The sequence below is a fragment of the Paraburkholderia acidiphila genome, assembly GCF_009789655.1.
Taxonomy (GTDB): domain Bacteria; phylum Pseudomonadota; class Gammaproteobacteria; order Burkholderiales; family Burkholderiaceae; genus Paraburkholderia; species Paraburkholderia acidiphila.
In genome coordinates this window covers 53,165-73,299 of sequence record NZ_CP046911.1, presented here as the reverse complement: position 1 = coordinate 73,299, position 20,135 = coordinate 53,165, and the positions used below count along the sequence as shown (strand labels likewise).

General features: G+C 65.4%; 17 protein-coding genes. 7 read left to right on the top strand and 10 right to left on the bottom strand.

Annotated features, from left to right (window positions below):
- Window positions 1-109 precede the first annotated feature (109 nt).
- The 3 genes from FAZ97_RS24595 to FAZ97_RS24585 all read left to right on the top strand — a co-directional run bounded on the left by FAZ97_RS24595 (window position 110) and on the right by FAZ97_RS24585 (window position 4,262).
- Window positions 110-1,159 carry an AI-2E family transporter gene (locus tag FAZ97_RS24595; RefSeq protein ID WP_158761123.1) on the top strand — a complete coding sequence of 350 codons (1,050 nt, stop codon included), beginning with the start codon at window positions 110-112 and terminating at the stop codon, window positions 1,157-1,159.
- 28 nt (window positions 1,160-1,187) lie between these two features.
- Window positions 1,188-2,657: a metal-dependent hydrolase family protein gene (locus FAZ97_RS24590; protein ID WP_233271890.1), complete on the top strand. Its 1,470-nt coding sequence runs from the start codon at window positions 1,188-1,190 to the stop codon at window positions 2,655-2,657.
- A gap of 546 nt (window positions 2,658-3,203) precedes the next feature.
- On the top strand, window positions 3,204-4,262 hold the full coding sequence (locus tag FAZ97_RS24585) for a hypothetical protein (protein WP_158761122.1): 1,059 nt from the start codon (window positions 3,204-3,206) through the stop codon (window positions 4,260-4,262).
- Between the two features lie 37 nt (window positions 4,263-4,299).
- On the opposite strand, the gene FAZ97_RS24580 is transcribed toward FAZ97_RS24585, so the two are convergent.
- The 4 genes from FAZ97_RS24580 to FAZ97_RS24565 all read right to left on the bottom strand — a co-directional run bounded on the left by FAZ97_RS24580 (window position 4,300) and on the right by FAZ97_RS24565 (window position 8,857).
- Complete coding sequence (locus FAZ97_RS24580) at window positions 4,300-5,268, bottom strand: LysR substrate-binding domain-containing protein (RefSeq protein ID WP_158761121.1); 969 nt, start codon at window positions 5,266-5,268, stop codon at window positions 4,300-4,302.
- Between the two features lie 81 nt (window positions 5,269-5,349).
- Window positions 5,350-6,513, bottom strand: coding sequence for a porin (locus FAZ97_RS24575; protein ID WP_158761120.1), 1,164 nt, complete (start codon window positions 6,511-6,513; stop codon window positions 5,350-5,352).
- A gap of 48 nt (window positions 6,514-6,561) precedes the next feature.
- The gene (locus FAZ97_RS24570) at window positions 6,562-7,602 is read right to left on the bottom strand and encodes an ABC transporter substrate-binding protein (protein ID WP_158761119.1); all 1,041 of its coding nucleotides are present in this window, start codon (window positions 7,600-7,602) and stop codon (window positions 6,562-6,564) included.
- Window positions 7,603-7,684: 82 nt separating this feature from the next.
- On the bottom strand, window positions 7,685-8,857 hold the full coding sequence (locus FAZ97_RS24565; protein WP_158761118.1) for a mandelate racemase/muconate lactonizing enzyme family protein: 1,173 nt from the start codon (window positions 8,855-8,857) through the stop codon (window positions 7,685-7,687).
- Window positions 8,858-9,074: 217 nt separating this feature from the next.
- Between FAZ97_RS24565 and ehuR the strand changes: the two genes are divergently transcribed.
- The gene (gene ehuR / locus FAZ97_RS24560; RefSeq protein WP_158761117.1) at window positions 9,075-10,523 is read left to right on the top strand and encodes a MocR-like ectoine utilization transcription factor EhuR; all 1,449 of its coding nucleotides are present in this window, start codon (window positions 9,075-9,077) and stop codon (window positions 10,521-10,523) included.
- Between the two features lie 27 nt (window positions 10,524-10,550).
- On the opposite strand, the gene FAZ97_RS24555 is transcribed toward ehuR, so the two are convergent.
- Entirely contained in the window at window positions 10,551-11,477 is a 927-nt protein-coding gene (locus tag FAZ97_RS24555; RefSeq protein ID WP_158761116.1) for a carbon-nitrogen hydrolase family protein, read from the bottom strand.
- Between the two features lie 83 nt (window positions 11,478-11,560).
- Here FAZ97_RS24555 and FAZ97_RS24550 point away from each other — a divergent pair, with 83 nt between their 5' ends.
- Together FAZ97_RS24550 and FAZ97_RS24545 are read left to right on the top strand one after the other, a co-directional pair.
- Window positions 11,561-12,478, top strand: coding sequence for a LysR family transcriptional regulator (locus FAZ97_RS24550; RefSeq protein ID WP_158761115.1), 918 nt, complete (start codon window positions 11,561-11,563; stop codon window positions 12,476-12,478).
- Window positions 12,479-12,599: 121 nt separating this feature from the next.
- Window positions 12,600-13,703, top strand: coding sequence for an aromatic ring-hydroxylating oxygenase subunit alpha (locus FAZ97_RS24545; RefSeq protein ID WP_158761114.1), 1,104 nt, complete (start codon window positions 12,600-12,602; stop codon window positions 13,701-13,703).
- A gap of 10 nt (window positions 13,704-13,713) precedes the next feature.
- On the opposite strand, the gene FAZ97_RS24540 is transcribed toward FAZ97_RS24545, so the two are convergent.
- The 4 genes from FAZ97_RS24540 to FAZ97_RS24525 are packed head-to-tail and all read right to left on the bottom strand — an operon-like array spanning window position 13,714 to window position 16,746.
- Window positions 13,714-14,121 (bottom strand): DUF1801 domain-containing protein, encoded by a 408-nt coding sequence (locus tag FAZ97_RS24540; RefSeq protein WP_158761113.1) that lies wholly within the window; start codon window positions 14,119-14,121, stop codon window positions 13,714-13,716.
- A gap of 40 nt (window positions 14,122-14,161) precedes the next feature.
- Window positions 14,162-15,625, bottom strand: a complete 1,464-nt coding sequence (locus tag FAZ97_RS24535) for a CHASE2 domain-containing protein (protein ID WP_158761112.1) — start codon at window positions 15,623-15,625, stop codon at window positions 14,162-14,164.
- A 42-nt stretch (window positions 15,626-15,667) separates the two neighbouring features.
- Window positions 15,668-16,243: an OmpA family protein gene (locus FAZ97_RS24530; RefSeq protein ID WP_158761111.1), complete on the bottom strand. Its 576-nt coding sequence runs from the start codon at window positions 16,241-16,243 to the stop codon at window positions 15,668-15,670.
- Window positions 16,244-16,278: 35 nt separating this feature from the next.
- A complete protein-coding gene (locus tag FAZ97_RS24525; protein WP_158761110.1) occupies window positions 16,279-16,746 on the bottom strand; it encodes a FecR family protein in 468 nt (155 codons plus the stop codon).
- A 206-nt stretch (window positions 16,747-16,952) separates the two neighbouring features.
- On the opposite strand from FAZ97_RS24525, the gene FAZ97_RS24520 reads away from it, so the two are divergent.
- Window positions 16,953-18,221, top strand: coding sequence for an MFS transporter (locus FAZ97_RS24520; RefSeq protein WP_158761109.1), 1,269 nt, complete (start codon window positions 16,953-16,955; stop codon window positions 18,219-18,221).
- Here FAZ97_RS24520 and FAZ97_RS24515 read toward each other — a convergent pair.
- Entirely contained in the window at window positions 18,181-20,052 is a 1,872-nt protein-coding gene (locus tag FAZ97_RS24515) for a DUF3857 domain-containing transglutaminase family protein (RefSeq protein WP_158761108.1), read from the bottom strand. The genes FAZ97_RS24520 and FAZ97_RS24515 overlap by 41 nt on opposite strands.
- Between the last annotated feature and the right edge of the window lie 83 nt (window positions 20,053-20,135).

Below are 20,135 nucleotides of genomic sequence, written 5' to 3'. Positions count from 1 at the left end.
CCGATCGCGCCCCGAAGACGCTTTATTGGGGCCGGAAATGTGCCGCGCGACGTTGATGGCTTGCTAACGTCTCATCATCGCAACGTGGTTCGTCATCCAAAACATCTCCATGAAACAGGATCTCGTCACGTTCACCTGCGTGGTCGTCATTGCCGTCATCACGGGATGGGTGCTGTATATCGGGCGGCCCGTGCTGGTGCCGATCGCATTCGCGATCATCACGTCGTACGTGATCTATGGACTCGCCGACATCCTGCGGCGCGTGCCGCGCGTGGGCACGCGCATTCGTGCGGGCGTGCGCTACTGGAGCGCCGCCGCGCTCATCCTCGTGGCCGCATGGCTCGCCACCGAACTGCTGCTATCCGACACGGACCGCATGGTCGCCGTGGCGCCCAAGTACGAGGCCACGCTGCTCGCGTTGCTCGCCAAAATCACCGCGCTGTTTCATCTGGAAACCGAAGCTTCGTGGACAGCATTTCGGCGCGAGTTGCTCGCGACCGTCAACGTACAGTCGCTCCTCACTTCGCTCCTCGGTTCGCTCTCTTCGCTCATGGCAACGACGCTCGTCGTCTTGCTGTACACGGCGTTCTTCATGGTCGAGATGGGGCGGTTCCGCCGCAAGCTCTCGGCGGTCATGCGCGGCAAGGCCGACATGGAGCCCGTGATCGACGCGATCAACGCGAAGATCGGCACGTATCTCGCGTTGAAAGCGCTGCTCGGCGTGGTGCTCGGGATTCTCAGCTGGATCTGCATGCATCTGGTCGGGCTGGAGTTCGCACCGATCATTGCCGTTCTCATCGTGTTGCTCAACTTCGTGCCGTATGCGGGCTCGCTCATCTCCGTTGCGCTTCCCGCCTTGCTTGCCGCGCTTCAATTCGGCCAGTGGAACGAGGCGATCACGCTGCTCATTGCGCTTTCGGCGATCAACTTCGTGATGGGCAACCTGCTCGACCCGTGGTTGATGGCAGGTTCGCTGAACCTGAGTCCCGCGGTCATTCTCATGAGCCTGGCCGCATGGACGGCGATCTGGGGCATTCCAGGCGCATTTCTCGCCGTGCCGGGGACCGTGGCGCTCACGATCATCTTCTCGGCGTTCAGTTCCACACGGCCGCTGGCGTTGCTGTTGACCAAAGACGATGTCGTCAGGCATGCAGAATAAATGCGTTGCTTACTTTAACAGGTGACCTATGGCTTCCAGAATCAAGCGCCGCGGCAACGCAATCGGCCCAGTTTCCGCGTGCCTGTGCGACAAGGCACTTGCAGCGTTCGCGAATCGCCGCATCAGCGCCGATCTTGCGCGGCGCGGCTTTTTGATCGGCATGGGCGCATCCTTGTTGAGCGCGGTGTTGCCCGAGTTCAGCCGTGCACAGCAGCCCGGCGCCGCGGCCCCCGCGCAGCCCACGACATTCACGAACTTCCGGCTGTTCGACGGCAAGTCGGCCGCGCTGCAGGACGGCATGTATCTCGTGGTCGATGGCGGCCGCATCTCGCAGTTGCGCCGGGGCGCGCCCGACGCACAGAACGCTGCGGGCGGACGCGTGATCGACTGCGGCGGCAAGGTGATGATGCCTGGCCTTATCGACATGCACTGGCATTCGCTGCTCGCCGCACTACCTATCGCGGCCATCATTCAGTCCGACTTGAGTTTCGTGTACCTGGCCGCGGGCGCGGAAGCGCAGCGCACGCTGTTGCGCGGATTCACGACCATTCGTGACGTGGGGGGCCCCGCGTTCGCCTTGAAGCAGGCCATCGATGCCGGCATGCTGAGCGGCCCGCGCATTTATCCCTGCGGCGCGATGATCACCACGACGGGCGGCCACGGCGACTTTCGTCTGCTGACCGACGTGCCGCGTACGACGGGCCAGATCAGCGAGGTAGAACGAACCGGCGCCGCGGCCATTGCCGATTCAGCCGACGAAGTGCGCCTGCGTGTGCGCGAGCAGTTCATGATGGGCGCGACGCAGATCAAGATCGTGGGTTGCGGCGGCGTCTCTACGCCGCGCAGCCCGCTCGACATGCTCACGTTCACCGAACCGCAACTGCGAGCCGCGGTGGAAACGGCATCAGACTGGGGCACCTACGTACTCGTGCATGCGTATACGCCGGAATCGGTGAAGCGCTCGGTTGCCGCGGGCGCGCAATGTGTCGAGCACGGACACCTCATCGACGACCGAACCGCCGAGACCCTGGCGAAGAGCGGCACATGGTTGAGTACGCAACCGTTTACCAGTGAGGAGGATGTTGCGCCGATGGCGCCCTCGAGCCGCGAGAAGTTTCTGGAAGTGACCGCCGGGACCGACAACATGTACAAGCTCGCGCGCAAGCACGGGCTCAAGGTCGCGTTCGGTACGGACCTGATCTTCTCTCAGGCGCTGGCCACGCGGCAAGGCACGATGCTTGGGCACATGACGCGCTGGTATTCGAATGCGGAGGCATTGCGCATGGCCACGGCCACGAATGCTCAATTGCTCGCGCTGGCGGGCGAACGCAATCCGTATCCGCACAAACTTGGCGTGCTGGAAGAGGGCGCGTATGCGGATCTGCTGATCGTGGCTGGCGACCCGCTCCAGGATCTGACGCTGCTGGCCAACCCCGATCAGAACCTGAACCTGATCATGAAGGATGGCCGGATTTTCAAGGATGCGTTGAAGGCGTGACGCTGTGGGGCGTCATCTGGCGCAAGCAGGTTGAAAGTCCGCTTGCCGTGGCGCTATTTGTCGGCTGTTTGTCGACTGTTTGCGCGGGGCGTTGCGAAAACGCCCGCGTTTCGCGTATCGGCCACACGTTTTCTGTATCAAGATGTCACGACGCAGGGCCCTATCAACCGGGGAAATTCGCCCGCGTGGCGCAGCCATCATGGCATGGCCTTACAGCCCTTTGCGGGGGTCGAAATCCCGCCTGTCCATATCCGCCATCTGGCCGATTAAGCCGGTTGAACTTCGCCGCGAAGTAGCCCATATTCAAAACGACTATTTGTTACCACCCTCCAGCGACCCGCGAAATACAGTAGGGATTACAGCGAATACTTCGAATCCGTGCCGCCTGGATGCCCGCGCCGCGACATGACGCGCACCGGCCGCCGGTAGCAAACCCGAAACTATCCTGCCAAAGCTTCCATGCCTGCAATGTTCAACGAACCTGGCCGAGCCAAGTCTGGTCCGTGGGGATGTCCATACTGCGGGACCGGTTTTAATGCGCCACTGATGATTTGCCCTCAGTGCGGCGCGAAGCAGCTCTCCGCTGGCCCGCGCATGTCGCAGGCGAGCGAATCCGCCGCGCCCGAATGGCACGACGGTTTCGCACGCCATGCGCGCAAGGAGTGGAACGCTCCGGCGTTCAGCTTCAGCGGCGTGCCGCATGACAGCGACTACGAACTGCGCGACGAAGCACCAGCCGCGCAACGGTCGTGGTTGCCTTTCTATGTCGTCGGCAGCGTGGTTTCGATCGCGTTCCTGCTGACCGCTTATTTCGTTTCGCATCGCGCCGAGCGGGAGCCGGCCCCGGGCGCCCAGATCGTCGAGGGAGCGATCCTTGGGCCGAAGGCCACAACGCCCGTGCAGGACACGAAACCGCACATGGCGCAGCACACGGTGCGCAGCGCGCCGCCGGTAGCGGTAGCGCAGCTGCCGCCGCCTCCCGCAGTGAGCGCGCCGCCGGCAATGACCGCGCAAGTGCCACTGCCGCATCAGGCGCCGCAGCCGTACCAAGTGCCGCAGCCGCGTGCCGCGGCGACGCCTACGGTGACCGTGCCGCCAGGCGCTGCGCGAAAGAGCAGCGCGGACGAGCGCGCACTTGCTGCCGCGAAGATCAAGGCGGAAAAGGCCAACGAAGAGAAGGCCAACGCAGCGAAGGCCAGCTACGCGCGCAGCACCGACGCCGCGCGAAACCTGGCCCGCGCGCGTGCGAGCCTCGACAAGAACAACCTTGGGGCCGCGCACAGCGCGATCAATGCCGCACTCGCGGAACAACCGGGCAATGGCACCGCGCTGCAAATGCAAGCCGAATTGACTTCGCGGGAAGATCAGCGCGATTCGTTACTTGGCTACGCGCGCCTGTGTGCACGCGATGGGCGGTGGCTGTGCGCATGGCACAACGCGGGTCACGCACTGACCGTCGATTCGTCGAGCGGCGAAGCGCGTGAGATCCTCTCGCGTTCGATCGCCGCACAAGGCGCGGGCAACATGGCGCAGGGAGCGGGTGCCGCGCCCACCATGAGACAGGTGGATTCCGGTCCGCCGGGCCCACCGATCGATCCCAACTGACGCATTCAGCAGCGTAGGCCCGGGTGTGTGACGCCGTTCATGCGCCCGGGTTAGCTGCGCATCGCGCGTTGCTCGCGGTTTGTGCGCCGGGTACTTCGCCGGTTTTTTCGCTATGGTGCTCGACCAGCCAGTTGCTGAAGTTGCGAACGCGTAGCGTGTCCTGCACTTCGGGCCGCACGTCGAGCCAGTATCCCGAAGGCCCCACCACTTCCACCTCGCTCAGCTGGACGAGCGTGCCGTTCGCCAGTTCGGGCGCGATCATGTGCCGGTCGGCAACGGCAATGCCAAGACCGGCCACTGCCGCGTGGATGACCTGATCGAGCGTGCTGAACTCCAGCTCCCCGCGCGGTGCGATCTGCACGTCGAGCGCCGCGGCTTCGAGCCACGCTTCCCAGACCAGCAGGCGCCGGTCGATATCGAGGATATAGAGCCACGGATGCTGCGCGAGGATCTCGCGCAGCGCGTTTTGATCGGCGGGGACATCGGCGAATTCGCGCGCCGAGCCGACGAGCACGTGACGCTCGCGCATGAGCAGCGTGCTCTGGCCACCCGGCAGCGGCTCCATGCCGAAGCGGATCTGGCAATCTTCGTTGCGCTCCGTGCCGTGCAGCGGGCCGTATTCGTTGGTGATGGAGATGCGCAGATCGGGGTGGCGCACCTGGAAGTCGCGCAGGCGCGGTGTGAGCCAGCGCGTGGCGAGCGTAGGCGCGGCATTGACGCTGAGCAGGCTGTTCGACGGATCGGCGCGAATCGTGTCGAGCGTGTGCGCGATGCTGTCGAACGCGGCCTGGAGCGTAGGCAGCAGACGCTTGCCCGCGGCCGTGATTTCCAGCCGGTGATGATGCCGCATGAAGAGCGGCGTGCCGAGATAGTCTTCGAGCAGACGAATCTGGCGGCTGATCGCCCCCTGAGTCACGTGCAGGTTCTGCGCTGCCCGGGTGAAGCTGAGCGTGCGGCTCGCCTCCTCGAATGAACGCAGTGCCGATAAAGAGGGAAGGCGGCGCATGCAAACCTCGCGATGCAGGCGCGCCGGCGCATGGTCATTCGCGTCGGCGCATTCACATTGATAAGGACTACGTCAAAAATATCAGAACGCGTGCGTGATGCCCACGCGGGCGACGGCCTGGTTGTCGGTGCCCGAGGGGTTGAAGCCCGTGATCTGCGCGTTATCCGCCGAGCCCGCCGCGTGCTGGTACACGCCCATCGCATAGACCGACGTGCGCTTCGAAATCGCGTACTGGCCGATCAGGTTGACCTGGTGATACTTCGGCGAGCCATCGGTGGCGTGGTCCTGGCCCACCGTGTAGGTGTAGCCCGCGCCCACGGTGAAGGCGGGCGTCACGGCGTAGGTGCCGGCCACTTCGAAGTTCTGGAAGTGCAGGTCGCCGCTGCCCGTGGCCGATGCGAAGTCCACGTTCGAGTAGTTCGTCATCAGCTTGAGGCTGCCGATCACGTACGACGCGCCGGCCGAAAGGATGCCCTGGTAGCGCGCGTTGGCGAGCGCATCGCCGAACACCGAGTTCACGAAGCTGCCGCCGCTGCCATAACCGGCGACCGCTGTGATCGGATCGTTCACGCGCAGGTAGCCCACGCCCGCGCTGAACGAGCCGAGCGTGTAGGCCGCCGCCGCGCTATACGAGGCGTTGTTCGAGAACTGCCCCGCCTGGCCGCCAAACGAGTAGTGGCCTTCGAACTGGAAGCCGGCGAGCACGGGGCTCACGTATTTCACGGCGTTGTTGACAGGGAACCCGTTGTCGAGGTTGTCCATGTCGTTCGGGTGTGCGAAATACCAGCCGCCGTAGTTGCCGTTGAGCGAATACGGTTCGATCAGATCGACGGTGGCGTCCCATTGCTTGCCGAAGGTGACCTGGCCGTATTGATCCGACTTGAAGCCGACATAGGCGTTACGCGAAAACGCGAGACCGCCGCCGAGTCCGCCCGTCGCGGCATTGAAGCCGCTTTCGAGCCGGAAGATCGCGGAGTAGCCGCCGCCCAGGTCTTCGGTGCCGCGCAAACCCCAGCGGCTGCCGGCGGGCACGCCGCTTTGCATCTGCACGAGCTTGCTGCCGGTGCCCGGCACGAGCTGGCCGTTCGCCCCATTCGCGACATTGCTGGCATAGTCCACGCCGAGGTCGATGAGGCCGTACAGCGTCACGCTGCTTTGCGCGTGCGCGCCCGCTGCGGCGAGCGCCAGCGGCAGCGCCGCGAGAATCTTCTTCTTCAATTGAGTCTCCTTATCGTGGAGCCGCATTGCGCGGCCCGGCTTTCTGGTTGGTATAGAGCGGGTATCGAGTTGGTATTACGCGCCAAGCGACTTCTGCACCTTCGCCGCGACATCGGCGGGCACCCAGGTCTTCCACATCTCGGGGTGCTGCTTGAGGAACTTGAGCGCTTCGTCCTGCGCATCGACCTTATGCTCGGTCATGTCGAGGATCGTCGTGTTCAGGAAGTCGATGGGGAAGCTCGCCTTCGAGAAGAAGGCCATCACATCGGGCTCGGCCTGATAGAACGGTGTCGAAACGCCGATCTTCAACTGCGAGACCAGGTACGACGAGGCGCATTGCTGCGGGCTGTTGGCGTCGCGCAGCGTCTTCCAGCATGCCTCGTTGAACGGCGGCATCTTGAGCTGAACGAACTTGTACTTCGCCATCAGCGCGGCCGGTTCCCAGTAGTAGGTGAGAATCGGCTTGCCGCGCGCGTAGGCCGAGGAGATGGCCGCGTCGAGCGCCGCGCCCGTGCCGGGGCGGAAGTTCGTGTAGGTGTCGTCGAGCTTGAGCAGCTTGAGCAAGCGCGTATTCACGCGCTCGCAGTCCCAGCCCGAGGGGCAGTTGAGGAAGCGGCCGCGATCCGGTTCCTCGTCGTCGACGAAAAGGCCCTTGTATTTGGGCAGATCGCTCACGGATTGAAGGTCGGGCGCGCTGGCCTTGATGCCGCGCTTCGCGTCGCCGTGCACCACGTAGTCGGGCACGTACCAGCCTTCCTTCGTGCCGCCCGGCAGCGTGTCGCCCACGAGCTTGACCGAGCCCGCCTTGACCGCGCCCGCGATGATCTCCGAACGGCCCGTCCACTGTTCGGCCCAGATCTGCAGGTCGTTGCGCGAGAGCGCCGTTTCGGTGGCCGCGGTGCTGCCGGGCACGGTGTCGGTCTGGCAGCTATAGCCGTTCTTGAGGATGTAGCGCAGCACTTCGCTCGTGAAGTTGCCGCTTTCCCATGTGATGCCCGCGAAGCGCACGGGCTTGCCGCTGCTGCACCAGGTGCCTGCGGCGTGCGCCGGCAACGCGGCGATGGCGAGCGGCGCCGCGAGGCAGGCCGCGCGGAAGAGGGACGTCAAGCGTTTCATTGCATGTCTCCGTTTTATTGAAATGTTTCGGAATGCTTCATATAAGGGCTGGCATCTCGTTCATGCCATCGCCCGTTATGCTTCAGTCGTAACGGCTGTCGTGTGCGCGGGTGGCGGCGAGCATGGCTTCGTCGAGTTCGACGCCAAGGCCCGGCGCATCGCCCAGCTCGATCCAGCCGTTCGCGTCGATGTCGATCACGTGCTTGATCGGGAAGTCGCGCCGCGCAGGCGTCCATTCGGGCGGGTCGTACGGAAATTCGACGAACGGCGCGTTGCCTGCGCCCGCCACCACATGCAGGTTCGCCGCGAGGCCAATGCCGTTGCCCCACGTATGCGGCGTGAACACCTTGCCGTGCGCTTCGATTTGCGCCGCGAGCCGCCGGGCGCCTTCCATGCCGAGCGTGCAGACGACATCGGGTTGATAGACGTCGAGACAGTCGTGCGCGAGGAGCGCCGCGAATTCGTGCGCGTCGCGCGTCATCTCGCCGCCTGCGATGCGGATGCCGAGCCCATGCGTTTGCTCGCGCAACTGCGCGTGGCCCGCGTAGTCGCCGCGATGCAGCGGTTCTTCGACCCAGTACACGCGATACTTTTCGATCTGCCGGATCACGGCGAGCGCTTCGTCGGCGCGCCACGGCGCCTGGGTGTCCCAGGGCATGCGCCAGCCCTGGTTGCAATCGACCATGAGTTCGATGGCGTCGCCCGCGGCTTCGCGCACGGCGGCGAGCGCGGCGATATCGTCGGCGAGCGTGGCGCGGCCGAAGCGCACCTTGAGCGCCGGGAAGCCGCGCGCGACGGCATGCTCGGCCCACCGCGCCATGCCGTCGAACGTGCGATGCACGCCCGAGGACGCGTACGCCCGCACCCGCTTCGAACGGCCGCCGGCCATCTGCCAGCACGGTTCGCCGCGAATCTTGCCGGCGAGGTCCCAGAGCGCGACGTCGAGCGGCCAAAGGCGGCCTGCGTGGAAGCTGAGGTTGTCGAGCACCGCCGAGTGCCGCGCCAGGTCGAGCGGATCTGCGCCGATGAAGAGATCGCGGTAGTCGTCGAAGCCGTACATGGCGTCGCCGGAGCCGATGCCCACGCGGCCTTCGTCGTCTTCCACGCGCACGATCGTCGCCGGGAAGGCGCGCCGCGGGCGGCTGTCCCACGAGGCGGGGAACGGCGGGTCGAGCGGCAGCCGGTGCTGGCTCACGGTGATGCGGGCGATACGGTTCGTCATGGCGCGTGGCGCGCCGCCCGGTGGTCGCAACATTGCGTAACTCATGTATGAAGATACGCATGCGGCGCGCCGTGGGGCGGGCGATTGTCTCCTTGGCCTTGTCAGGTGTTACGGCATCCTAGAGGGTCAATTCCACGCACTCAATGAAGTCAATTGAAGTAAATGACAGCATTCATTTCCGTGAATTGGGCGCGATAATGACGCAGCCGCCGCGCCGTGCCGCGGCGTGCTTTTCTCCTTCGGGAAAACCATGAATGGCTGGATGCCCACGCTCTCGCGCAGCAGCGAACCCAAGTACCGCGCGATCGCTCACGCCTACGCGCAGGCCATCACGGGCGGTCAGATGTTGCCAGGAGAAAAGCTGCCCGCGCACCGGCTGCTCGCGAAGAAGCTCAATGTCACGACCGGCACGGTGAGTCGCGCCTATGCGGAACTGGAGCGCGGCGGGATGGTGGTGGCGCGCGTGGGCGACGGCACCTACGTGGCCGAGCCCGACGCTGACGGCGCGCGCATGCAGGACCGTACGCGCCCCGCGCCCGAGTCCAGCGAACGGGCCGCGGCGAACACGCCGGGCGCGCCGGGCGTGTATGCACCGGGGCGCCTGATCGATCTCGGCCAGAACGTGCCAATGCCGACCGACGAAGCCTTCCTGCTGACCCAGACCTTGCGCGAACTGGCCGCCGATGAGCGGCTGGCGGGCGAGTTGCTGCTGTACCAGCCCGAGGGCGGCCGCCGCTCGCACCGCGAGGCGGGTGCGCGCTGGCTCGCGCGCATGGGCTGCACGGTGGCCGCCGAGCGCGTGCTCGTCACGCAGGGCGCGCAGCATGGCCTGGCTTGCGTATTGCGCGCGGTGCTGCGTCCAGGCGACACGATTTTCGCCGAGGCGTTGAGCTATCCCGGCATCGTCGCGCTCGCGCGGCAGTTGCGGCTGAATCTCGTCGGCATCGAAATCGACGAGGAAGGCATCGTGCCCGCCGCGCTCGAGCGCGCGTGCGGCCTGCTCGCGCCGCGCGCGCTCTTTTGCGTGCCGACGCTGCACAACCCGACCACGGCGACGCTCTCCGAAGCGCGCCGCGCGATGATCGCCGAGATCGCAGTGCGGCATCACCTCGTCGTGATCGAGGACCTCGTGCCCGCCGCCTTGCTCGACGCGCCGCCCACGCCGCTCGCGGCGCGTCTGCCCGAGCATGGCATCGTCATCAGCAGTCTTTCGAAGGCGGTCGCGCCGGGCTTGCGCATCGGCTATGTGCAGGCGCCGCAGGACTGGGTCGGCAAGATCCTCGCGGTGATACGCAGCGATTGCTGGATGACTTCGCCGCTCGCCGCGGAGATTGCGGCGCGCTGGATCGTGGATGGCGAGATCGATCGCCTCGTCGCGCAACAGCGCGCGCAGGTGGACGCGCGCCACGCGATCGCCGCCGAGGTGCTGGCGGACTGGACGTATCGCACCGATCCGGCAAGTCCGCATCTCTGGCTGCCGCTCGCGGAGCCGTGGCGCGCCGCCGAATTCTCGGCGGCGCTGCGTCAGGCCGGCGTGCTCGTGAAAACCGCGGACAGTTTCGTGATCGGGCGCGGCTCGGCGCCGCACGCGGTGCGCTTGAGTCTGGGCGGCGCGCGCAGCAACGAAGCGCTGCGCGAGGGCCTGGCGTTGCTGGCGCGCACGCTGCGCAACGGGCCGGAAGGGCTATATTCGGCGTAACGTCGCACAGCGTAACGTTGCGAGTCTTTACTCCGCGATGAACGAGACGGTGCGCTTGCGGCGTTCGTCGACCGAAAGCGAGAACACATCGGGCCGCGCGTAGTGGCCCACCGCATCGAAATCGTAGCGGGCGCGCGTGAGTTCGTCGGTGTCGATCTCCGCGACGAGGAGTCCGGCTTCGCCGCGCAACGGCCCGGCCAGCACGTCGCCAAGCGGCCCGACGATCAGGCTGCCGCCATTGATGAGCGGCCGGTTCTCGTCCCAGCCCGGCACCTCGACGCCTAGCGCCGCGGGCGAGGGCTGCACCTGGCATGCGCTAATCACGAAGCAGCGCCCTTCGTGCGCGATATGGCGCATGGAGCACTGCCAGACGTCGCGCTCGTCCACGGTGGGCGCACACCAGATTTGCACGCCCTTCGCGTACATCGCCGTGCGCAGCAGCGGCATGTGGTTTTCCCAGCAGATCGCGGCGCCCGCCAAGCCGGATTCCGTGCGAACGGTGGGCAGCGTCGAGCCGTCGCCTTGCCCCCAGATCAGCCGTTCGGTGCCGGTGGGCATGAGCTTGCGGTGCTTCGCCACGAGCCCCTCGCCAGGATTGAAGAACAGCGCGGTACAAAAGAGCGTGCTGCCATCGCGCTCGATCACGCCAATTACGAGCGATGCGCCGCAACGCGTGGAAAGCTCGGCGAGCGCTTCGGTTTCCGCGCCCGGCACGTCGATCGCGTTTTCGTAGTAGCGCGCGAACGCCTCGCGGCCTTCGGGCAGGCGGTAGCCGAGGCGCGTGCCGAATATCTCGCCCTTCGGGTAGCCGCCGAGCAACGCCTCGGGCATGACCACGAGCTTCGCGCCCGAGGCGCGGATCTGCGCTTCGAAGGAGAGAATCTGTTCCAGCGTTTGCGCTTTGCCGGCGGCGGACGAACCGATCTGCAGCGCGGCAACTTTCGATTTAGCCATGATGGCGTGCTCCCAGGGGTTTGGACAGCTCACATCTTTCCACGGCGATAAAATCGCGAGAACGTATATCGATACTATGTGATATGAACCGCTTTGATATCGCAGGCGTGGACCTGAATCTGCTGAAGATCTTCGAGGCGCTGTTCGAGGAGGGCGGAGCGAGCCGCGCCGCAATTCGCCTCGACATGACACAGTCCGCGGTGAGCGCGGCGCTCAGGCGTCTGCGCGCGCTCTATGCGGACACGCTCTTCGTGCGTACCGGGCGCGGGCTCGCGCCGACCTCGCGCGCGCAGGAACTCAAGCCGGTAATCAGCGAAGCGCTCGACCGTTGCCGCCATAGCCTTGCGATTGCCTCGCCCGACGCGACCACGTTTCATGGGCGCGCGGTCTCGATCGGGCTCTCCGACGACTTCGAGGTGGCCATAGGCCGGCGCATCTTCGAAACGCTAGAGGCGAGCGCGCCGGGCCTGCGCATCATCTTTCGCCAGACGCACAGCCAGATCGTCGCGGACGCGCTCGCGAATCAGGACATGGATCTCGCCGTCGCGGCGGGCGGCTTCGCTTCGCGCGGGCTGAGCCACCGGGTGCTCGGCGAGGGCAGCTATGCGTGCCTCGTGGACGACACCGAGCGCACGCCAAGGCGCTTGACGCTGGCCGACTACGTGTCGAGAGGGCACATCCTGGTGTCGTCGGGCGGCGTGGTCGGGATCGTCGACGAAGGGCTTGCCGCGCGCGGCCTCAAGCGTCATGTCGTGGCCTCTACGACGCATTTCGCCGCGTTGCCTTTCCTGCTCAAGGGCACGCGCAACGTCGCCACGATACCGCGCCACGCGGCCGAGGCGATCGCGCGCGTGGCGGGGCTGAAGCTGCTTGCGTGTCCGATCGATCTGCCGCGCTATCCGGTGGAACTCGGCTGGCGCAACAGTTCGCTGCGCGACGCCGCCATCGTCAAGGTTCAGGCCGCCATCATCGCGTGCTTTCCGTCAAAAAACACCGGCTAAACACTGATCGACACCCAGGCGGCATTCGCGTTGAATGATCGGGCACGAGATTTGCGTCCAGGTAGTGGTAGTGATTGCCCACAACGACGATAACAACGGACTCGACAAGGAGATTCTCCGCATGCGCGCAGTGCCTTTCCCCGATGGCTATACGATCGAGTCACATGCACAGGAACCGCGCGACTTGCGCCGGGTGCCCATTCATCCCGATCACTGGTATCCGCTCGCCTGGTCGCGCGAACTCAAGGCTGGCAAGACGCTGGGCACGCATTTCGCCGGCGAGCCCATTGTGCTCTTTCGCACCGCGTCAGGCGCGGTGTACGCGCTCGAAGACCGCTGCGCGCATCGCCAGGTGCCGTTGCATGCGGGCGTGGTGGACGGCGAGTCGCTTCGCTGCGGCTACCACGGCTGGACCTACGATTGTTCGGGCCAATGCGTGGACGTGCCATATCTCGGCAGGGAGCGCCTGCCCAACGGCGTGCGCGCCTATCCGTGCCGCGAGGCGCACGGCATGATCTTCGTGTTTCCCGGCAACGCCATGCTCGCCGAAGAATGTCCGCTGCCCGTGCTGGATTCGGTCGCGGACAAGGCCTACAAGACGCGCCGCTTCGGCCGCGAAGTGAAGTGCCACTACTCGTTCATGCACGAGAATCTGATGGACATGAACCACCAGTTTCTCCACCGCCGCCAGATGGGCCAGATGCGGGCGCGCTCGCTCGGCCGGCGGCGCGGCGAGAAGTCGATCGAAGTGGATTACACGTTCGCTCGCATGGCGGGCAAGCAGCCGGCGGGCGAGGCGCTCGTGTTCGGCGCGAGCAAGAATCGCGCGGACCCGAGCGATCAGAGCGTGATGACCGTACGCACGGAATATCCGTATCAAACGCTGAAGATCCACTCGAGCGACGACTCGCTGCTCATGGACCTGTGGATCGTTTATGTCCCGCTCGACGCGCAGCAGCGCACGAACCGGACCTTCGGACTCCTATCGGTGAAGCGGCCCGCCGTGCCGTTCCTGCTCGACGCGGCGTGGCCGCTGCTGGTCTGGTTCACGGAGCGCATCTTCAAGGAAGACCGCACGATCGTCGAACTCGAACAGGCCGCGCACGACAACCAGGGCGCCGACTGGAATCACGAGGTCTTTCCCGTCATTAACGAATTGCGCGACCTGCTGCGCGAATGCGGCGCGCGCGCCGTGATTCCCATTCGCGAGGTTAGCGAAGTGTGAGGCGAGCGCGTCAGGCGGTCTTGCTGGCGCGCGGTTTCGCAGGCGCTTTTTTCTTCGTCTTACCCTGGTTGAATTCGATTGCCGCGCGAATGAGCGCCTTCAGCGCGCGCTTGTCGACCTTGTCGCCCTCGAGATAGTCGATGGCGCGCCGCGCGTTGCCGTCGAGCCCGGCGTTGAAGAGCTTGTTCGGGTCGGGCAGGCTCGCGCCGTACAGGAACGTGAGCTTGACCTTGCCTTTGTGCGCATTGCCCACGGCGATCATGCCGTCCCGATACCACACGGGGCTGCCCATGTATTTCCATTCTTCGACGATTGCCGGGTCGGCCTCGAGAATGGCCTCGCGCATGGCGATGAAGGTTTCGCGGCGCCAGTCGGTGAGGTCCGCGATTAGCTGGTCAATGCGTTCCGATGGGGTCATGCGCGCTCCGTGCCTTGTCTGTCTTCCCGTCGTCGGGCGATCAGGATCGTAATGTAGCACCCGACACGTCCGTTTCGGGGGAACGGGACGCGTTCTGCGCGTCGGGCTCCATCAGCGAGATGGTGAAGAAGCTGCCCATGACCGCGGAAAGAATGATGAAGATCGAAGCGGCATCGACAAGGAAGCCGACATACCGGAACACGAGGAAGCAAACCGAAAGCGTCAACAGGTTAAGCGTGAGCCCAATGATGGCCGAAGCCTTCGGCACGGTGCGCATGAATACGGCGAGCCGCGAATCGTTGCGCGGCACATACCAGATGAGGAAGAGGCCAGTCACGAGGATAAAAGCGGTCTCGCACCAGATCAGCCAGGCCGGGCGCTGCAGGAAGCGGCCCTCGAAGATCGTCTCGATCACTTGCGCCTGAATCTCGATGCCGGGCACCAGTTCGCCTAGCGCGGTCGTGCGCATGTCGGTCAGGCCCGTTCCGGTGAGGCCGACGAGAATCAGCTTGTTGCGGATGCGGCTTGCGTCGACCTTGCCTTGCAGCACGTCGCGTGCGGAAACATAGCGCTGCTGCGTGTGCGCAATGGAGGCGAAATGCAGCCAGATATCGCCGTCGGGTTGCGTGGGGACCCGCACGTCCGCCACGCCCACGGCGCGCACGCCGGATGGGCCCGCAAACACCTCGATGGCCGGCGAGCCGGTGGCCACGCGCAGCATTTCGACAGGCAGGCCCGGCACGAGCTTGTCGCCAAGGCCCAGCACGAGCGGAATGCGCCGCACCGTGCCCTGTTCCTGCGCGACGTTGAGCATGGCCTGGCCGTGAGCGGCGCCCTGCAGTTCGGGCAGGCTTGCGAGCACGTAATTGAAGCGATGAACGTTCGCGAGCGCGTGCGGGCCGTGCACGAGCACGGGGGCGCTCAGCATGTCGGTGCGCGTGGTGGAGGTCGCATAGTCGAACGCGGCCGCACCGAGAATGGAAGGCGACGCGCGCAATGCGGTCGCAAGGATGCGCTCGTGGCTGGGTAGCGCGCGCAGCTGCGTGGCGAGCGCCGCCTCCGGGGCCGGCAGGTTGTCGGCCACGATGCCAGGCGAGGTTTGATCGGGTTCGGGCATGTAGATATCGAGGCCGATCGCCAGCGGCTTGTCCGCCTCGATCGCATCGACGAGGCCGGCGAGCCGGTTGCGCGGCCAGGGCCATTGGCCGAAGGCTTCGAGCGTCTTGTCGTCGATCTCGACGATGGTCACCGGCTGCGTGGTGGGTACGCGCGGAAAGCGGCGCTGATAGTGGTCGAAAAGAAGCTGGCGCGCCGAGCCGAAGCTATCGGGCAACACGTTGTCGAGTGTGTCGAGGAAGGCGGGGCGCGCGACATTGGCGGGCCATTCGCTGCACAGATTGATGAACAGAAACGTCACGAGCACCACGAGCGCCCACGGGCGCCCTTTGCGCGCCCGCATCATGCGCCTGACGAATGCGATGCATGAGTTGCGGTAGCGTTTCATGGGGAAAGGGGCTCGACGATGAGCGCCTCGTGTCGATACGGATTACTGAACGGTGATGACCGCACGCCGGTTCGCCTGGTTAGGTACGCCGTCCGCAGTGTGGACGAGTGGCTCGCGCTTGCCCCGGCCGGCAACTTCGATCTGCTGCGCGGGTATGCCGGACTTGACCAGAAACGACGCTACGCTATGTGCCCTGCGCAGGGAGAGCTGGTCGTTGAATGCTTGCGAGCCCGCCATGTCGGTGTGGCCGACCACTGTGAGGTGAGGGGCAGGCCATGTTGCCAGTACGGCCTTCAACTCGGCAACGGTGGCCGCGGACTCGGGCGCGAGCTGTGTGGCGGAGTCGAAAACGAAGTTGATCGTGAACGTTCGGGGCCGCGGCGGCTGGGCGGCCAGCAGATCCCCGTACTGCGCCTCCACGGCGGCCTTGTTGTCGGCGGTCTCCTCGATCGCGCCGCCTCGCGAAACATCGGCGCGCGTGTAGGCCTTGTCGATGACTTGCGTCTTGCTGCCGCTATGCACGATCACGTTGCCGACGCTGCCATCCGGATTCGGCAGCAGCGTGATCTTGTCCGGCGTGCTGCATGCGAAGAGGCACAAGCCCAGCGTGAGCGCCATGCATCGCGGTATCCAGCGCACTGCGTTCAGTGTCTTCAATGACCGTTCTCCCCGCTTCCTCCTACCTCGATGATGAACTCGGTGCCCCGCACGCCAAGCGTGGTGGTGGGCGTGCTATAGCGCACGGCTTCCGGGTTGGCCTTCGCGAGCTTGCCGTCGACCACGGCGAGCGAGCCGCGCTTGATGCTCACGTCGAGCGCGCCGTCGTAGGTGGTGGTGTTGAATGCGAACTTGTTGAGATCGAGAACGGAATCGGCGCCCTCGGTCAGCAGCGTGTTGTCGCGCAACGTGATCCCCACGGAGGATGCGGCGCCGGTCATGACACGGTCGCTCGCGAACACCTCGCTGCCGACGGCAACGCCGACCGGCGCACTCGCGCGCTCGATATGCACCGAGCCTTTGACCGTCTTGACTATGCCAATAGCATCGCCCGCGTGTGCGTCGAAGACTGGCGGGCACCCGCAGGCGAGAAGCAAGGCATATTTGATGGCTTGGCTACGCACGGGCGATACCGTTTGGCGAAACGAACGTGAGGGATAACGCCGGGTTTTTCGGGCACCCGGCGAGCATAGGGATTTCGCGCCGGCCGCTCCGTGCGTTAGCGTACATAGTGCAAGCGCAACGAAGGTGCGCCAGAATCGGCACAACGGGTCCGGGCCGCGCGAGGCGAACTGCGGGCCCGAGCGTGCCTGAGGTTGCCTTCACATTCATGCCGACACCGACCAACGCGAGCCTGCACGGACAGGATCGACCGCACGCCGCGGCGCAGACATGGGCGCTCGCGGTGGCTCAACTCGTTTCGTGGGGGACGATCTACTACGCGTTCTCGCTTTTCGTCGTGCCCATGGAGGCCGTGATGGGCTGGAGCCGCACGGCGACGAACGCGGCGCTCTCAGCAGGTTTGCTGGTCTCGGGGTTCGCGGCTTACCCGGTCGGCACGCTGATCGATCGCGGCTATGGCCGGCGCGTCATGATGGGCGGTACGCTGCTCGCTTCGACGATGCTCGTGGTGTGGGCGCAGGCGCGTAACCTGCCGACGCTCTTTGCCGTGTGGTGCGGGCTGGGCGTAGCAATCGCGGCGACGCTCTACGACCCCGTGTTTGCGGTCGTGACGCGGGACTTCCCCCGCAGCTACGCGAGGAAAATCACGCTCATCACGCTCGTGGCGGGTTTCGCGAGCACCGTGTTTATTCCGCTCACGCAGGGCCTGATCGGCGCATTCGGCTGGCGGGGCGCGTTGCTTGCGCTTGCGCTCGTCAATCTGGTGGTCTGCTTGCCGGTACACGGATTCGCGATTCATCGCGGCGAGCGGGATGCGGACATCGCGAGGAAGGAAAGCGTGCGCGCGCTCAGCCGCGCCTCGGCGCGCAACGCCTTGCGCTCGCCCGCATTCTGGGCGCTGGCCGTTTGCTTCACGGCGTACTACTCCACGTTCGTCGCGCTTACATTCCATCTGATCCCGTTGATGCACGAGCGTGCCGTTGCGGGTACAACGATCATCGTCACCATGGCGGCGATCGGGCCGGCGCAAGTGCTCGCGCGTGTCGCGTGGTTCGGCGTCGGCAGACACGCTGCGCCGGGGCGCGTCGCCGTCGCGGTGACGGCGGCATTCCCGTGCTCCATCGCGATCCTGATGGGTGCGGGGAGCTCGCCCGCGTGGTTGCTGCTATTCGCCATCGTCTACGGCGGCGCCAACGGCATGATGACGATCCTGCGCGGGACGATTGTGCAGGCGTTGCTGGGCACCGAAGGCTACGGCGCGGTCAGCGGCCTGCTCTCGATGCCCGCGAACATCGCCAAAGGCATTGCGCCAATAGCTGGCGCGGCGATCTGGGCGATACGCGGGAGCTACGTGCCGGTGGAGTGGACCGTGCTAATCGTCTCGTTGATAGCGACAGCGGCTTGCGTGGTTGCGGTGCAAATAGCCACGCCCCGCATCAGCGATAAAGAATCTGCCGCTTCAGGTCGCCGGAAATAACGCGCGCGGCCGGGGACAACTGCTGGAGCATCGCCGCGCTGCACACGTTCGTGCGGAAGTTGCGCACGAGCACGCGATCGATCTCTACCGTCTGTCCGTCGCGGCGATAACGCGCGGTATAGCTTACGTCGCCGCTGCGCGTATCGACGTCGGGCGGAATCGCGATGATCGTCGCGTCGGCCGGCAACGTGACCCGGTAGTGCTCGTGGAGTGCGGTGCCGCTGCAGGGGCCGTCGAGCGGCTGGCCGGCTTGCCTCAGCACATAGTCGGCAAAGCCTCTGATGGAGCCGTAGTTCGGCAGGGTGGGGACGGCGAGCGCGGCGGGGCCGGGCATGATCGCCATATTGTCGATCGTGCTCTTCAGGTCGAACCGCAGCGCGCCAGGCGCATCGCGCTTCGTGGCGGCAACGTGCAGCGTGCCGTTGAGTCCGCTTTGCCGCAGCAGGTCGTAGGCGATGCGCCCGGAACTGTATTGCGCAAGCTGGCGGCCGGGGCCGATGCGTGCCTGGCCGCCGAGTGTGATGGAGCCGGTCAGGTCGGCATCGCCGTTGTCGTGCACGGCGATGGCGTAATCGGTGGCGGAGGTGCTGTTCGTGCCATTCTGCGGCGGCGTGTGAAGCATTTCGCCGGTCGCTGCGTCGAGCGCCGGCTTGTCGCTCACCGGGAAAGGCAGGATTCCGAACGGTGCGAAACCGTTGGTCGTATCGGCGAACACGCCGAATTCGGGCAGCCAGGTGATGGCGTGATTGAAGAGGGCCCACGCCGGCGTGTTGGGCAGACGATAGCTGTTGCCGAGGTTCACGAGCACGCTATCGGCATGGATGCCCTTGGCCGCCAGCAGCGCAATGAACAAGGTCACGTGATCCTTGCAGTCGCCGTAGCCGTTGCGCAGGACGCTCTCCGCGCTGTGGGGCACGACCGGGCCTGTGCCCACCCATGCGAGGAGGTAGCGGATATTCCGGCTGACCCAGTCGTAGATCAGCGTGGCCTGCGCTCGCCGGTTGGTGACATTGGCCGTGATCTCGTCGGCGCGGCTCTGGATGGCGGGCGTGACCTGCGCTTGCGGGCGGGCGCCTTGTTCGTAGGCTTGGCCGATTTCGGCGTAATCGGCGAAATTCGTCGCGACGAAATACGGCCCGGCGTCGATCGCGGCGACGGCGTCGCCTTGGGCCGCTACCGGACCCGTGGGCGGCGTGCGATAGCGATACACGCGAATATGCCGCGTGCCGTTTACCGTGTCGCCGTCGGCTTGCAGACCGTGTGCCTCGACGCGCACTGCCATGCTGGCGGGGGTGTCGAGCGTCTCCTTCACGTCATCGAAGGCCTCGGTTGGCGGGTAGTCCACGACTTCGGCGAATTTGCCCGGAAACATCGTTTCGCGATCTTGCAACGTGTAGCGAAGATGCACGGTGTCGCCCACCGAGGTCGCGGGAAACGCCACGATCCGCAGATGCGCCGCACTGAACAGCGGCGCGCTCACGGTTGCCGGGGCCGGCCGGTCGAATACGGCACTTACCAGGTCGGCGCTCACGCGCTGCCCGCCCGGATGCTCGGTCTGCGCTTCGTCGATCGTGAGGGATTGCGTGTCGGCGTTGTAGGGCACCGCGTATTGCGAAAAGCGGCGCAGCGCGGCGTCGGTCGATAGCACGACGCTCACCGTGACGCGCGTGGTGGCGCGGCCAGTGTCGTCCACCGAAACGGCGCGCTCGAACTGGCTGACGCGGAATTCGGGGGCGTCGGCTGCCGGGGCGCTGGCTGCATGCGCCAGCGTCAAGCCGCTCAGTGCTGCGCCAATGCATTGCACGAGAATCAGGCGGCTGTGGCATTTCATGCTAACCCCGTTATCGGTTTATCGCGCTAGCGCAGAGCATAGCAGCGCGGGCCGATATCGCCACATTTGCGACCCGATAAACG